This is a genomic window from Pseudorhizobium halotolerans, assembly GCF_902153235.2.
GTDB classification, from domain to species: Bacteria; Pseudomonadota; Alphaproteobacteria; order Rhizobiales; family Rhizobiaceae; genus Neorhizobium; species Neorhizobium flavum.
Genome location: NZ_CABFWE030000005.1, coordinates 367403 through 381531, shown reverse-complemented (window position 1 = coordinate 381531; position 14129 = coordinate 367403). Strand labels below are relative to the sequence as shown.

Annotated in this window: 14 protein-coding genes; 6 read left to right on the top strand and 8 right to left on the bottom strand. The window is 59.7% G+C overall.

Going from position 1 to position 14129, the window contains the following annotated elements:
- Positions 1-38 precede the first annotated feature (38 nt).
- Positions 39-1031 (bottom strand): TRAP transporter substrate-binding protein, encoded by a 993-nt coding sequence (locus FN060_RS06790; RefSeq protein ID WP_142587420.1) that lies wholly within the window; start codon positions 1029-1031, stop codon positions 39-41.
- 267 nt (positions 1032-1298) lie between these two features.
- Between FN060_RS06790 and galE the strand changes: the two genes are divergently transcribed.
- From galE to FN060_RS06770, 4 genes are all read left to right on the top strand, one after another.
- The gene (galE, locus tag FN060_RS06785; RefSeq protein WP_142587419.1) at positions 1299-2291 is read left to right on the top strand and encodes a UDP-glucose 4-epimerase GalE; all 993 of its coding nucleotides are present in this window, start codon (positions 1299-1301) and stop codon (positions 2289-2291) included.
- A 123-nt stretch (positions 2292-2414) separates the two neighbouring features.
- Positions 2415-2945: a DUF992 domain-containing protein gene (locus FN060_RS06780; RefSeq protein ID WP_142587418.1), complete on the top strand. Its 531-nt coding sequence runs from the start codon at positions 2415-2417 to the stop codon at positions 2943-2945.
- Between the two features lie 181 nt (positions 2946-3126).
- Positions 3127-4233, top strand: a complete 1107-nt coding sequence (gene nspC, locus FN060_RS06775; RefSeq protein WP_280514320.1) for a carboxynorspermidine decarboxylase — start codon at positions 3127-3129, stop codon at positions 4231-4233.
- A gap of 39 nt (positions 4234-4272) precedes the next feature.
- Positions 4273-5514: a saccharopine dehydrogenase family protein gene (locus tag FN060_RS06770; protein ID WP_142587417.1), complete on the top strand. Its 1242-nt coding sequence runs from the start codon at positions 4273-4275 to the stop codon at positions 5512-5514.
- 93 nt (positions 5515-5607) lie between these two features.
- On the opposite strand, the gene FN060_RS06765 is transcribed toward FN060_RS06770, so the two are convergent.
- Both FN060_RS06765 and FN060_RS06760 read right to left on the bottom strand, forming a co-directional pair.
- Positions 5608-5877 (bottom strand): DUF982 domain-containing protein, encoded by a 270-nt coding sequence (locus FN060_RS06765; RefSeq protein WP_077545848.1) that lies wholly within the window; start codon positions 5875-5877, stop codon positions 5608-5610.
- 123 nt (positions 5878-6000) lie between these two features.
- On the bottom strand, positions 6001-6480 hold the full coding sequence (locus FN060_RS06760; protein WP_142587416.1) for a pyridoxamine 5'-phosphate oxidase family protein: 480 nt from the start codon (positions 6478-6480) through the stop codon (positions 6001-6003).
- 132 nt (positions 6481-6612) lie between these two features.
- Between FN060_RS06760 and FN060_RS06755 the strand changes: the two genes are divergently transcribed.
- Positions 6613-8178, top strand: a complete 1566-nt coding sequence (locus FN060_RS06755) for a putative bifunctional diguanylate cyclase/phosphodiesterase (RefSeq protein ID WP_142587415.1) — start codon at positions 6613-6615, stop codon at positions 8176-8178.
- A gap of 84 nt (positions 8179-8262) precedes the next feature.
- Complete coding sequence (locus FN060_RS06750; RefSeq protein WP_142587414.1) at positions 8263-9084, top strand: bifunctional allantoicase/(S)-ureidoglycine aminohydrolase; 822 nt, start codon at positions 8263-8265, stop codon at positions 9082-9084.
- Positions 9085-9139: 55 nt separating this feature from the next.
- Here FN060_RS06750 and FN060_RS06745 read toward each other — a convergent pair whose 3' ends face one another.
- The 5 genes from FN060_RS06745 to FN060_RS06725 form a co-directional block, all read right to left on the bottom strand.
- Positions 9140-10858, bottom strand: coding sequence for an ABC transporter substrate-binding protein (locus FN060_RS06745; protein ID WP_142587413.1), 1719 nt, complete (start codon positions 10856-10858; stop codon positions 9140-9142).
- A gap of 69 nt (positions 10859-10927) precedes the next feature.
- Positions 10928-11350: a DUF2160 domain-containing protein gene (locus FN060_RS06740; protein ID WP_142587412.1), complete on the bottom strand. Its 423-nt coding sequence runs from the start codon at positions 11348-11350 to the stop codon at positions 10928-10930.
- On the bottom strand, positions 11350-12165 hold the full coding sequence (locus tag FN060_RS06735; protein ID WP_142587411.1) for a carbohydrate ABC transporter permease: 816 nt from the start codon (positions 12163-12165) through the stop codon (positions 11350-11352). Before FN060_RS06735 ends, FN060_RS06740 begins: the two co-directional genes overlap by 1 nt.
- Positions 12166-12175: 10 nt before the next feature.
- Positions 12176-13042 carry a carbohydrate ABC transporter permease gene (locus tag FN060_RS06730; RefSeq protein WP_142587410.1) on the bottom strand — a complete coding sequence of 289 codons (867 nt, stop codon included), beginning with the start codon at positions 13040-13042 and terminating at the stop codon, positions 12176-12178.
- A 2-nt stretch (positions 13043-13044) separates the two neighbouring features.
- Positions 13045-14121 (bottom strand): ABC transporter ATP-binding protein, encoded by a 1077-nt coding sequence (locus tag FN060_RS06725; protein ID WP_142587409.1) that lies wholly within the window; start codon positions 14119-14121, stop codon positions 13045-13047.
- Between the last annotated feature and the right edge of the window lie 8 nt (positions 14122-14129).

The following is a 14129-nucleotide window of genomic DNA, read 5'->3' as shown; positions in this document are numbered from 1 at the left end:
TGGCGCCCCGCCGTTCGGCGGGGCGCTTCAAGGTCATTTCACTTCGTTGCAATGATCTGGTCTACCAGTTCCTTGGTGAAGGTTTCGTAGTACTGCTCATAGGCCGCCTGGATGGCCTGCTGGAACTGCGCCTTCTGCTCGTCGCTCAGCTCGTTGACCTGCATTCCGGCTTGCTTGGCGGTTTCGACGCCGTTCTTCTCCGAGTTGTCGACGAAGGCGCGCATGGCTTCCTTGCCCTTAAGCGCGCCATCCGCGAAGATCTTCTTGTCCTCTTCCGAAAGGCTGTCCCAGAAGGTCGGCGAGACGATCAGCATGGCGGGAGAATAGACATGGCCGGAAACGGTCAGGTACTTTTGCACTTCCCACAGCTTGGCGGAGACGATGACCGACAGAGGGTTTTCCTGCCCGTCGATGGCGCCCTGCTGCAGGGCGGGAATGACTTCCGGCCAGGACATGGGCGTCGGCGCGGCACCTGCCGTCTCGAAGGCGGTGATGTGAACCGGGTTTTCCATCGTGCGGATCTTCAGGCCGGCAAGATCTTCCGGCTTCTCGATCGGCTGGCGATTGTTGGTGATGTGGCGGAAGCCCTGTTCCCCCCAGGCGAGCGCGATCAACTGCCGATCCGCGAACTTCGAGAGGATATCCTGGCCGATCGGCCCGTCCAGGACTGCACGCGCATGGCTGAGGTCGCGGAACAGGAAGGGGATGTCCGTGACGCCGATTTCGGGCACGAAGTTGGATAGAGCACCGGACGAGACCACGACGGCCTGGACGCCGGTTCCGAGCTGCAGCCCTTCGATGACTTCACGTTCACCGCCTTGTGCGGAGGAGGGGAAATGCGTGAAGGTGAATCGGCCGCCGCTGGTTTCGGTAACATATTTCTCCCAACCATCGGCAGCAGCGCCATAGTGCGACTCCCGCGCCAGCGCGTAGGCGATCTTGACTTCCGTGGTCTGGGCAAAAGCGCCACCGGTCCAAAGAGTGGATGCAGCAAGTCCAAGGGCGGCGAGGCGCCCGATAAACAGGTTCATGAGTGTTCCTCCTACTACGAGACCCGCATGTGCAAGGTTCCCGTTCGTCCATCCGCGAAAACCATATCAGGGTCAAGCTGTCCGACAACCCGAGGGGTACGCTTCCCAGGTCAAAGGAGCTGTTTTTCGAAATCGTCTGGCCGAGGCTTCTGAAGAAGCCGCGCTACCTTCCCGCCACGCCGGTAACCTTACTATATCTCCCTTGTTTCAATCTATTCAGCGCCGTCTATATTGCCGCCGTTCCAATCGTTGGTGTGGCGAGGGCGTATGACGCAGAAGAAAGTCCTGGTAGTCGGGGGAGCGGGATATATCGGTTCGCACACCTGCCTCGTTCTGGCTGAGCGGGGTTACCAGCCCATCGTCTTCGACAATCTCTCCAACGGTCATTCGGAGTTCGTTCGCTGGGGACCGTTCGAGGAGGGGGATATCCGCGACCGGAAACGGCTGGACGAGGTTTTCGCGACCCATCGCCCTGACGCGGTTCTTCATTTCGCAGCACTGATCGAAGTAGGCGAATCCGTCAAAGATCCGGTAGCCTTCTACGGAAACAATGTCGTAGGCACCCTGACCCTGTTGTCGGCCGCCATGTCGGCGGGTGTCGACGCATTCGTGTTTTCCTCCACCTGTGCGACCTACGGACTCCCCGATCAGGTGCCGATGGACGAGACCCACCGGCAGGTTCCCATCAACCCCTATGGCCGGACCAAATGGATCGTAGAGCAGGCTCTCAAGGACTTCGGTACCTACAAGGGGCTTCGCTCCGTCATGCTGCGCTATTTCAATGCCGCCGGGGCGGATCCCGAGGGACGGATCGGCGAGTGGCATAGCCCGGAGACGCACGCCATCCCGTTGGCAATCGAAGCAGCACTTGGCCGCCGCAACGGGTTCAAGGTCTTCGGCAGTGACTACGATACCCGCGACGGCACGTGCGTTCGCGACTATATCCATGTCCTTGACCTGGCGGACGCACATGTCCGGGCCGTCGACTATCTTCTGAAGGGGGGCGAGACCGTCGAGCTGAACCTGGGGACGGGGACCGGGACGACGGTGAAGGAGTTGCTGGCGGCCATTTCCGCTGTTTCGGGTCGACCCTTTCCCGTCGAATATGTCGGCCGACGTGACGGCGATTCCACGTCGCTGGTCGCAGACAATGCGAGGGCGAGGGAGGTGCTTGGCTGGCAGCCTCGGTTTAACCTTGACGAGATCATCCGCTCCGCCTGGCACTGGCATTCCCGCACCAATCATGGCGATGGCGGCTGAAACAAAGGGTAACAAAGCGTCATTTGCCGCTTGGATCATTTTTGCGACGTTTTCGTTCTCTCTCCTGAAAACGGTGCAGGGACCTTCAGGTCACCTGCGGGGGCGTTTCCAAGGAGACCTATGATGAGAAGAATTTTCGCGTCCGCACTCGCTGTCGCTGTCGCATGTTCAGGCGTATCGGGAGCCATTGCTGCTGATGCCGTGCGCTATTCCGAGCCGGCGCCGGTTTATCAACAGGAGGATGCCCGCAACGGGGTCAAGATCGGCTACCTCACGTGCGATATCGGAGGGGGAGTGGGATATGTGCTTGGCTCTGCCAAGGAAGTGGGCTGCGTCTTCACCTCCACTGACGGTAGCCGCCGGGACGAGTATGTCGGAAACATCCGCAAGATGGGGATCGACCTTGGCTTCACGACCCGCGGCAAGCTGGTCTGGGCCGTCTTTGCGCCCACTGCGGGCTACCATGCCGGTTCGCTCGGTGGCCTGTACCAGGGCGCTACGGCCGAGGCGACCGTTGGTGCTGGCGTCGGTGCCAACATCCTCGTCGGTGGTACGTCCGGCTCTATCCACCTGCAGACAGTCAGCGTCCACGGTCAACTGGGTCTGAACATCGCTGCGACGGGCACTTCCATGACCCTCACGCCGGTTGGTTGAGCGTCGAAAGCTGTCTGGAATACCAAAAGGCCCTCCAGTCGAGGGCCTTTTTCATGTCGCATCATGAACCTGCGATGGTCGACGGCCCCCTAGGTTGAACGGCCTCAGGAAGCTTTGCTTGAGTCTCGTGACGATCCGGGGTATTCGCCCCCCTTTCTAGCGACCAAGTTCCGAGGCAGTTGTGAACAACGGCATTCAGACCCCGTACTACCTGATCGACAAGTCCCTCCTGCTCCGCAACATGGAGCGGATCGCGCGGGTCCGTGAGGCTTCCGGGGCCAAGGCGCTTCTCGCTCTCAAATGCTTCGCGACCTGGTCGGTCTTCGACTTCATGCGCGACTACATGGACGGCACGACCTCCTCCTCGTTGAATGAGGTGCGCCTCGGCCATGAGCGGTTCGGCAAGGAGACGCATGCCTATTCCGTGGCCTATGCCGACTACGAGATCGATGAAGTGGTCAGCCATGCCGACAAGATCATCTTCAATTCCATCAGCCAACTCGAGCGCTACGCGGACAACGCCGCAGGCATCGTTCGCGGCTTGCGGCTGAACCCGCAGGTATCTTCCTCCAGCTTCGATCTCGCCGATCCCGCACGACCCTTTTCGCGTCTGGGCGAGTGGGATCTCTCGAAGGTCGAGGCGGTGATGGACCGCATCAGCGGTTTCATGATCCATAACAACTGCGAAAACAGCGACTTTTCGCTGTTTGACCGGATGCTCGGCCAGATCGAAGAGAGGTTTGCGCCCTTGCTCCGCAAGGCGGAATGGGTGAGCTTGGGGGGCGGCATCCATTTTACCGGTGATGATTATCCGATCGATCAGTTTGCGGAGCGGTTGAAGCGCTTTGCCGGTGAATACGGAGTGCAGGTTTATTTGGAACCTGGCGAGGCCTCGATCACCAAGTCCACGACGCTCGAAGTCACCGTTCTCGATACGCTGCTCAACGGAAAGAACCTCGCGATCGTGGATTCCTCCATCGAGGCTCATATGCTCGATCTGCTCATCTACCGGGAAAGCGCCAAGGTGGCGCCCAACAGAGGCCCTCACCGCTACATGATCTGCGGCAAGTCCTGTCTTGCCGGCGACATCTTCGGCGAGTTCGACTTCGAGCACGAATTGAAGGTCGGCGACCGCATCTCGTTCCAGGATGCGGCCGGTTACACGATGGTCAAGAAAAACTGGTTTAACGGCGTGAGAATGCCGTCAATCGCCATCCGCGAACTGGATGGCAGCATCAGGACGGTCCGCGAGTTCGACTACGCGGACTACGAACAAAGCCTCTCCTGAGGCTTCTGACGATTGGACACGAAGGAGTTGGTCCCCATTATGAAAAAGAACGTCCTCATCATCGGCGCCGGCGGCGTCGCCCAGGTGGTGGCGCACAAATGCGCCCAGAACAACGATGTGCTGGGCGATATCCATATCGCCTCCCGCACGAAGTCAAAGTGCGACGCCATCATCGCCTCCGTTCATGAAAAGAAGGCGATGAAGCAGCCGGGCGTGCTGGAAGGGCATGCATTGGACGCATTGGATATCGAAGCCACCAAGGCGCTGATCAAGAAGACCAACTCCCAGATCGTCATCAATGTCGGCACCGCCTTCCTCAACATGTCGGTGCTGCGCGCCTGCATTGATACGGGTGTTGCCTATATCGACACGGCAATCCATGAAGAGCCGAACAAGATCTGCGAAACGCCGCCATGGTATGGAAACTACGAGTGGAAGCGTGCTGCTGAGTGCGAGGAGAAGGGCATCACCGCCATTCTCGGCGCCGGCTTCGATCCGGGCGTCGTCAATGCCTATGCCCGTCTTGCCAAGGACGACTATCTCGACAAGGTAACCGACGTTGATATCGTCGACATCAATGCCGGCAGCCACGGCAAGTATTTCGCCACGAACTTTGACCCGGAAATCAACTTCCGCGAATTCACCGGCGTCGTCTACTCGTGGCAGAACGGCCAGTGGCAGACCAACAAGATGTTCGAGATCGGCAAGGACTACGACCTGCCGGTCGTCGGCACGCGCCGCGCCTATCTCTGCGGCCATGACGAAGTGCATTCGCTTGCCAAGAACATGGATGGCGCCGATGTGCGCTTCTGGATGGGCTTCGGCGACCACTACATCAACGTCTTTACCGTCCTCAAGAACATCGGCCTGCTTTCGGAGCAGCCAGTGAAGCTCGCGGATGGTTCGGAGGTCGTTCCGCTCAAGGTCGTCAAGGCCTGCCTTCCGGACCCTGCTTCGCTTGCTCCAGAATACGAGGGCAAGACCTGCATCGGCGACTTCGTGAAGGGCATCAAGGACGGCAAGGAACGGACGGTGTTCATCTACAATGTCGCCGACCATAAGGAAGCCTATAACGAGGTCGGTTCTCAGGGCATCTCCTATACCGCCGGCGTCCCGCCGGTTGCGGCAGCCATGCTGGTCGCCACCGGAGAATGGGACGTGAAGAAGATGGCTAATGTCGAGGAATTGCCTCCGAAGCCTTTCCTCAACATCCTCAACAACATCGGCTTGCCGACCTGGATCCGCGACGAGCAGGGCGAGCGCCCTCTCTCGTTCTCCTGATCGATTGCTTCCGTGATTACGGGGTGCCGCAACGTTCGTCGTTGCGGCATTTTCTTTTTCTGAAAACCGGTCGGGACGGCTCGCCGGTACTGTTCAGGCTGAATGCTCGTCCAGCATCCGGGCCTCGACGCACGCCTCAACGAAGCAGTCGCGGGCAGTCTGGGTTTGGCGGCTGTCGCTCAGTGCGCCCAAGCATGCCTCCTTGGCCTGCCGATAGAAGTGGCCATGGATCGCGGGCCAGCGGAAGTCGAGGTAGGCGAGGGCCTCTCGCGGGCCTCTGATGGTTTCCGGAAAACCATAGCCGATGCGGACGCGGACCGGGGAAAGCCAGCGGACGTCGCTGGTCGTGATCATCATGTTCATTGTAGTACCCTAGATAGCGGGCTGATGAACGTGACTCTGGGGAAAAGGTTGCGGCGCCTGGAAAATTATCTGCGGCAAATATCGGCCAGCAGCATCGGACGCCGCTGGCCGATATTGCGGATGCTATAGCTTCACTTTCTCGTTTTCGCCCATATCGGGGCGAGCGCTCGAGACAGCAGCCGCAGCCATCTTGATATAGCTGACGACGGTACCCGGGCTGTCCCAGAACTCAGCGAATGAGGGATTCACCTTGAGCACGCGGATGGACGGGTCATCAGGACTGTCCCACCACGCCTTGGCCGGGGTCGACCAGATCTCCCGGATCAACTCACGATCGTTGGAGACCTCTGCAGCACCGGAAACCGACACGTAGCTTTGGGCCTTGGTGTCAGCAAATGCGAGGCACACGTTGGGCCAACGGGAAATTTCCTCGTCCTTATGGCTGGCGACGTCCGTCAGAAAGTAAACGGCGCCATCCCGCCTCTTCGTGTAAGCGGACATCGGCCGAGAGCGGATATCGCGGCCATCCTGTGTGGCGAGCATGCAGAAGCCGATCTTGTCGATGAGGTCCCACACCTTCGCTGTATCGTCGTGACTGGTCATTCTTGGGTCTCCTTTTGTCAGTTCGGAAAACCCAGAAACCTGCCATCGGTTCCGGCCCTGATCGCCACACCTCACTCGTGAACTTCTCGTTCAGCAATTGCTGATACCCTCTGAAGCGGGTGGAGTTCTAGTATGAGTGAGTTTCTCAACAGCCGCGCGGGTACGCAGTTCCTTTATACCTGCCTTGCCGCCATCGTGCTGTGGGGCCTCGCGATGGTTTTCATGCGCGAGATCGTCGACTATCTCGGCACGGCCAATGGGAAGGGCGTTGCAATTGCCCTGGTCATGGCGAACGTCGCCGGCGGCGTCAGCATCGTCTACTCGCTGCTTCGTATCCTCGACATGAAGGACGAGATGCTTCGCAGACGTGATGCAGAACGTCGGGCCGACTACATTGCCACCCACGATCATCTCACCAAGCTGCCCAATCGCTACGCCTTCGATCGTTGCGAACTGGCACCAAACATGCGTTTGGATGACGCTTCGGAGCCCGCCGCCGACGCTCCGCTTGCGACCGTCTACGCCATAGACCTGGATGGCTTCAAGAAGGTCAACGACCTGATGGGGCATCAGGGCGGGGATGTCCTGCTGAAGGAAGTGGCGCGTCGCATCTGCGCATTGGCGGAGCAGGATTGCGTCTTTCGTTTCGGCGGAGACGAGTTCATCGCCATTGGTCGCCACTTCTCGGAAGCCAAGGAGAAACGTTTCGCGGAGCTGTTGATCCAGTCCATCACGAGACCGGTTCGGATCGGCAGTCTTACTGCGGAGGTGGGCGCCAGCATCGGCTATGCCCGCCTGCCGGAACATGGCGCCACGCTTGCGGAGGTCTCGCATGTCGCCGATATCGCGCTTTACGAAGCGAAAGGGCGGGGTCCCAACAATCACGTTCTCTTCGAGCCAGAGATGCAGGCCAAGGTCAGCCGCCGTGCCAAGCTTGAAGGTGAATTACGCCGGGCAATCGACAAGGGGTCAATCGGGGCCTTCTATCAGCCGCTCGTGGACCTGCGCAGCGGTGACGTATGCGGCTTCGAAGCGCTGGCCCGGTGGAAGAACGAAGACGGAGAATTCGTACCGCCGAACGTCTTCATCCCCTTGGCCGAAGAGGCAGGGCTCATCACGCCTCTATTCCAGCAGCTTCTGCGCCAGGCTTGCGAGGCGGCCAGGTCATGGCCCGAGGGAATGGGACTTTCGTTCAACCTTTCACCGGTGCAGATGGAAGACCGCATGCTGCCGACCCGTGTCATCGGGATCCTGGACGAAGTCGGCTTTCCGCCCGAACGGCTGGAACTGGAGATTACGGAAAATGCTCTGGTCTCTGACCCGGATCTGGCCGCTCACATCATGGACAGCCTGAGCGGCAGGGGCGTTCAGATTGCTCTGGACGACTTCGGCACCGGCTACTCCAATTTTTCCCAACTGGCGCGCTTCCGATTTGACAAGATCAAGATCGACAAGAGCTTCGTCGCCGCCTGTGGCACCGACGAGCGGCAGGAGAAGGTTATCCAGGCGATGCTGGGCCTCAGCCGCAGCCTTCATGCCAAGACGACCGTGGAAGGTATTGAGGACCACCGGCAACTGGCTCATTTCGTAAGTCAGGGTTGTGATCTCGGGCAAGGCTACCTGCTTGGCAGGCCCATGCCGGCGGAAGATGTTCTGACCTATCTGTCCGACCGACGTCAGGTGCTGGCAACCGGTTAGCGAACGGCATCCCGCGGGTGGGATTGCATGATTTCGGTCCGCCGCTTAAGCAGGTTGCCGATGTCAGAGCGAAACGGATCGGCAATGAACGACAGCACCTACCATTCACGGCTCGGCGGTCTTCCCGGGCAGACCGAACTCCTCTCCAGCAAGGCCATCTTCACGACCGCATATGCCGTCATCCCGCGGTCGGTCATGACCGACATCGTCACGAGCATCCTGCCCCACTGGAACAATACCCGCGCCTGGATCATCGCGCGGCCAATGACCGGCTTTGCAGAGACCTTTGCCCAATACGTGATGGAGGTCGAAGCGGGAGGCGGTAGCCTGCGTCCCGAGCCCGACAGCCGGGCTCAAGCCGCACTTTTCGTCACTGAAGGCGAAATGACTGTCGAACTGGATGGCGGGGCCCACCAGCTTCGCACTGGCTCATTTGCCTATCTGCCGGCAGACAGTTCCTGGAGCGTGCGGAACCATTCCGGATCGGCAGTCCGGTTCCATTGGATCCGTAAGGTGTATCAGGCGGTGGACGGTCTTGCACCCCCGCCGGCCATATTCACGCATGAGAGCGAGCAGCAGATGGTCGCCATGCCGGATACCGAGGGTAAATGGGCGACAACCCGGTTCATCGATCCTGCCGACGTCCGCTACGACATGCACGTCAACATCGTCACGTTCGAACCTGGCGGCACGATCCCCTTCATGGAGACCCATGTGATGGAGCATGGGCTCTATGTTCTCGAGGGGAAGGCTGTTTACCGGCTCAACGCGGACTGGGTGGAGGTCGAGGCTGGTGACTTCATGTGGCTGCGAGCCTTCTGCCCACAGGCCTGCTATGCGGGCGGGCCTGGCCGCTTCCGTTATCTTCTCTATAAGGATGTAAACCGTCACGTACCGCTCTGGTAGCAGCGGTCGGCGAGGCTGATCGGGGGCCGGGTTGGCCGGCCCCCGAATTCACGCGTTACTGCCAGCTCTTGACCAGCTCATCGTAGTTGACGGTAATTGGCTTTTCCTTCTCGTTCTCGATCTTCAACTGAGGAGCGAGATTGCCGGCCTTCACCGCTTCGGCGTTCCAGTATTCGAGATCGTGCTCTTCAGCGAGCTTCGGCCCGATGTCGCCCTGAACGCCTGCACGCTCAAGACGCTCCATGACCTTCTCCTGCTCGGCGCAAAGCGAGTCCATGGCTTCCTGAGGAGTTTTTGCGCCGGACGAGGCATCCCCGATCGCTTGCCACCAGAGCTGGGCGAGCTTCGGATAATCCGGAACGTTCGTCCCGGTCGGCGACCACTGCACGCGGGCCGGCGAACGGTAGAATTCGATCAGGCCGCCGAGCTTGGGCGCACGCTCGGTGAAGCTCTCATGCTGGATGGTGCTTTCGCGAATGAGCGTCAGCCCGACGTGACTTTTCTTCACATCGACAGTCTTGGACGTGACGAACTGAGCATAAAGCCAGGCCGCCTTCGCCCGATCGTCCGGTGTCGACTTCAGCAACGTCCAGGAACCGACGTCCTGATAGCCCAGCTTCATGCCTTCCTTCCAATAGACGCCGTGGGGCGAGGGAGCAAAGCGCCACTTCGGCGTGCCGTCTTCGTTGACCACCGGCAAACCGTCCTTGACCATGTCGGCGGTGAACGCCGTGTACATGAACATCTGCTGGGCGATCTCGCCTTGGGCGGGTACCGGGCCGGATTCGGAGAATGTCATGCCCTGTGCGGCAGCCGGTGCATAGGCCTTCATCCAGTCGAGATACTTCTGGATGGAGTAGACGGCTGCCGGCCCGTTGGTATCGCCGCCACGCGCGACGCAGGAGCCGACAGGACGCGAATTCTCGTCGACCTTGATGCCCCATTCGTCGACCGGAAGACCGTTCGGCAGACCCTTGTCGCCGTTACCGGCCATCGACAGCCAGGCATCGGTGAAGCGCCAGCCAAGCGACGGGTCCTTCTTGCCGTAGTCCATGTGACCATAGACCTTCTTTCCGTCGATCTCGCGTCCGGTGAAGAACTCGGCGATGTCCTCATAGGCCGACCAGTTGACCGGCACGCCGAGATCGTAGCCGTACTTCTCCTTGAAGTCCGCCTTGTTCTTCTCATCGTTGAACCAGTCATAGCGGAACCAGTAGAGGTTCGCGAACTGCTGGTCGGGTAGTTGGTAAAGGTCGCCATCCGGCGCCGTGGTGAATTTCAGGCCGATGAAGTCATCCAGATCCAGCATGGGATTGGTGACGTCCTTGCCTTCGTTCGCCATCCAGTCGGTCAACGAGCGTGCCTGCTGATACCGCCAGTGGGTGCCGATCAGATCGGAGTCGTTGACATAGGCGTCATAGACGTTCTCGCCGGACTGCATCTGTGTCTGCAGCTTTTCGACAACATCGCCTTCGCCGATCAGGTCATGGGTGATCTTGATGCCGGTGATCGCCGTGAAGGCTGGGGCCAGCACCTTGGACTCGTATTCATGGGTCGTGATGGTTTCGGAGACAACTTTGATGTCCATTCCCGCGAACGGTTGAGCCGCGTCGATGAACCACTGCATCTCCTTTTCCTGATCCTCGCGGGAAAGGGACGACATATCGCCGATTTCCGCGTCCAGGAACTGTTTGGCTTCCTCCATGCCTGCAAATGCAGACCCTGCCATTGCCAGCAGCACCGCTGCCGTTGTTGTCATCAGATGCCTTCGCATATCATCCTCCCAAGGTTGCGATTGCACTTACTCATGCGGAGGCAGCCGACCGCCTCCGTATTGCTTGCGTCAGACGGTTCTGAACACGACCATCGCGTAGAGAATGCTGACGACAAGAGCCCACCAGAGGCTGAGGTCGGACAGACCCAGCCACGCGAGATGAATGAAGGCAGAGCCGAGCAGCGAGATGAACAGCCGGTCGCCCCGGGTCGTCTCGAAACGCAGGATGCCAATTCGTGGATGTCCTCCGGGCCGCGCATATTCCCAGACCGCCATGCAGGCCAGCAACGCGAAGATCGTCAGGAAGAACATCGCCGTCGGGAAAGACCAGGCCATCCAGCCGCCCGGGATGAGCGGTGCGGTCCAGTCGCGCGCGCCGTCCTTCACCGGAAGCGACATGGCCAGCGACATGGCGACCACCGCATAGACGACCAGAACGGCAGCGAATGCAACGGGCCAGCGGCGGCTTGAGTGATCGTGAGCTTTCGACATCAAACTCTCCCCAGGGCGAAGCCCTTGGCGATGTAGTTGCGAACGAAGTAGATGACCAAGGCGCCGGGGATGATCGTGAGCACGCCGGCAGCGGCGAGAACGCCCCAATCAAGCCCCGAGGCCGAAACAGTGCGGGTCATCGTCGCCGCGATAGGCTTCGCGTCCGTCGTCGTCAGCGTCCGGGCGATCAGCAGTTCGACCCACGAGAACATGAAGCAGAAGAATGCGGCGACACCGATGCCGCTGGCGATGAGCGGCATGAAGATCTTCACGAAGAAGCGGGGGAAGGAGTAACCGTCGATATAGGCGGTCTCGTCGATTTCCTTGGGAACGCCCGACATGAAGCCTTCGAGGATCCAGACTGCCAGCGGCACGTTGAACAAACAGTGGGCGATTGCGACGGCGATATGGGTGTCGATCAAGCCGAACGCGGAATAGAGCTGGAAGAACGGCAGCGCGAAGACCGCCGGCGGGGCCATCCGGTTCGTCAGGAGCCAGAAGAACAGGTGCTTGTCGCCAAGGAACCGGTATCGCGAGAAGGCATAGGCCGCAGGAAGTGCGACGGTGACCGAGATGATCGTGTTCAGGACCACATAGATGATCGAATTGATGTAGCCGTTGTACCAGGAGGGGTCGGTGAAGATCACCGAGTAGTTCCGGAGTGTCGGGTCCTGTGGCCAAAGGGAGAAGGGGCCGAGGATCTCGGCATTCGTCTTGAAGCTCATGTTGACGAGCCAGTAGATCGGCAGGATGAGAAAGACGATATAGACGGTCGGGACGATCCAGGACCAGCGCGGCGTGATGTTCGAACTCATCGCAAACCTCCTATCGCTGCGTGTCGTGACTGGTCATGACGGTATAGAAGACCCATGACAGCAGCAGGATGATCAGGAAGTAGATGATCGACATGGCGGCTGCCGGTCCGAGGTCGAACTGACCCACCGCCATCTTCACCAGGTCGATCGACAGGAACGTCGTCGAGTTGCCGGGTCCGCCGCCCGTTACCACGAAGGGTTCGGTGTAGATCATGAACGAGTCCATGAAGCGCAGGAGGACGGCGATCAGCAGCACCCGCTTCATTTTCGGAAGCTGGATGTAGCGGAAGACGGACCAGCGGGAGGCGCCGTCGATCTGGGCTGCCTGATAATAGGCGTCCGGAATGGATACCAAGCCTGCGTAGCTTAGGAGAACGACGAGGCTCGTCCAGTGCCAGACGTCCATGATGATGACGGTCGCCCAGGCGTCCACCGGATCTTGTGTGTAATTGTAGTCCACACCGAGGACACGGAGGTAGTGGCCCAGGAACCCGATATCGACACGGCCGAAGACCTGCCAGATGGTGCCGACAACGTTCCAAGGAATGAGCAGTGGCAAGGCCATCAGGACGAGGCAGACCGGCACGCCGATCCCTTGCTTCGGCATATTCAGCGCGATGAATATCCCGAGTGGTATCTCGATGGCGAGGATCGTCAGCGAGAAGATGAGGTTGCGTAGCAGCGCATCCCAGAAACGGTCCGATTCCAGGATGTCAACGAACCAGTCTGTGCCGGCCCAGAAGAAGGCATTGTTGCCGAACGTGTCCTGGACGGAGTAGTTCACAACTGTCATCAGCGGCACGACTGCAGAGAATGCCACGAGCAGCAGGACCGGGAGGACCAGGAACCAGGCCTTGTTGTTCCATGTCTTTTCCATGCTCAGTCTCCAAGCTCGACGCGCCAGGAATCGGCATAGATGCCGATCGCAGCTTGATCGAAGTAGATCCTAGGCTCGGACGGGATCTCCTCATCCTCCGGCACCACCACGGCAATCGGCTGGCCGCAGAAGCTGGCCCGCACGATCTTCTGCCGGCCGATATCCTCGACCTTGGCGATTGTGATCGGCATGCCGTCGCGGGAGATACGTATGAACTCCGGCCGGATGCCCAGCTCGAGCCTCTGTGGCCTCTGCACCATGGGTCTGCCCGAGAGCGGGATCGTCTGATCTCCGACGACCGCGTTGGCATTTTCGATCGAGACCGGCATGACATTCATGCCGGGCGACCCGATGAAATAGCCGACGAAGGTGTGGCTCGGACGCTCGAAGAGTTCTGCGGGGGTCCCGATCTGGACGATCTGACCGTCATGCATGACCACCACCTTGTCAGCAAAGGTCAGCGCCTCGGTCTGGTCATGGGTCACATAGACCATGGTGAAGCCTGATTGACGATGCAATCGCTTCAATTGCGATCGAAGCACCCACTTCATGTGAGGGTCGATCACGGTGAGAGGCTCGTCGAAGAGGATCGCATTGACGTCGGAGCGAACGAGGCCTCGACCGAGCGAGATCTTCTGCTTCTGGTCTGCCGTCAGCCGCCGAGCGGGGCGCGTCGCCATGCCGGCGAGGTCCGTCATCTCCAGAATGTGTTCAACCCGCTTCCTGACTTCAGCCTCCGGTACACGCCGGTTTCGCAGCGGGAATGCGAGATTGTCGTAGACGGTCATCGTGTCGTAGATCACCGGGAATTGGAAGACCTGAGCGATATTGCGCTGCTGCGTGGAGAGATGGGTTACATCCGCTCCGTCGAACAGTATCTTCCCTTCGGTCGGATGAATCAGGCCTGATATGATGTTGAGAAGCGTGGTCTTGCCGCATCCCGACGGCCCGAGCAGCGCGTAGGCACCGCCGTCGTCCCACTCGTGATGGACTTCCTTGAGCGCATAGTCACCCGCGGCCTTGGCCTTGGCCTTGGCGCCGTACGCGTGGCGGATATGGTCGAGATTGATGCGTGCCATGTCCGCTC

Coding starts and splice junctions, on each gene's coding strand:
- FN060_RS06765 (WP_077545848.1), bottom strand. CDS start 5,877: ATGAACATGATGATCACGACCAGCGACGTCCGCTGGCTTTCCCCGGTC.
- FN060_RS06735 (WP_142587411.1), bottom strand. CDS start 12,165: ATGAGTTCGAACATCACGCCGCGCTGGTCCTGGATCGTCCCGACCGTC.
- FN060_RS06755 (WP_142587415.1), top strand. CDS start 6,613: ATGAGTGAGTTTCTCAACAGCCGCGCGGGTACGCAGTTCCTTTATACC.
- FN060_RS06770 (WP_142587417.1), top strand. CDS start 4,273: ATGAAAAAGAACGTCCTCATCATCGGCGCCGGCGGCGTCGCCCAGGTG.
- FN060_RS06780 (WP_142587418.1), top strand. CDS start 2,415: ATGAGAAGAATTTTCGCGTCCGCACTCGCTGTCGCTGTCGCATGTTCA.
- FN060_RS06750 (WP_142587414.1), top strand. CDS start 8,263: ATGAACGACAGCACCTACCATTCACGGCTCGGCGGTCTTCCCGGGCAG.
- FN060_RS06790 (WP_142587420.1), bottom strand. CDS start 1,031: ATGAACCTGTTTATCGGGCGCCTCGCCGCCCTTGGACTTGCTGCATCC.
- galE (WP_142587419.1), top strand. CDS start 1,299: ATGACGCAGAAGAAAGTCCTGGTAGTCGGGGGAGCGGGATATATCGGT.
- FN060_RS06725 (WP_142587409.1), bottom strand. CDS start 14,121: ATGGCACGCATCAATCTCGACCATATCCGCCACGCGTACGGCGCCAAG.
- FN060_RS06760 (WP_142587416.1), bottom strand. CDS start 6,480: ATGACCAGTCACGACGATACAGCGAAGGTGTGGGACCTCATCGACAAG.
- FN060_RS06745 (WP_142587413.1), bottom strand. CDS start 10,858: ATGCGAAGGCATCTGATGACAACAACGGCAGCGGTGCTGCTGGCAATG.
- FN060_RS06740 (WP_142587412.1), bottom strand. CDS start 11,350: ATGTCGAAAGCTCACGATCACTCAAGCCGCCGCTGGCCCGTTGCATTC.
- FN060_RS06730 (WP_142587410.1), bottom strand. CDS start 13,042: ATGGAAAAGACATGGAACAACAAGGCCTGGTTCCTGGTCCTCCCGGTC.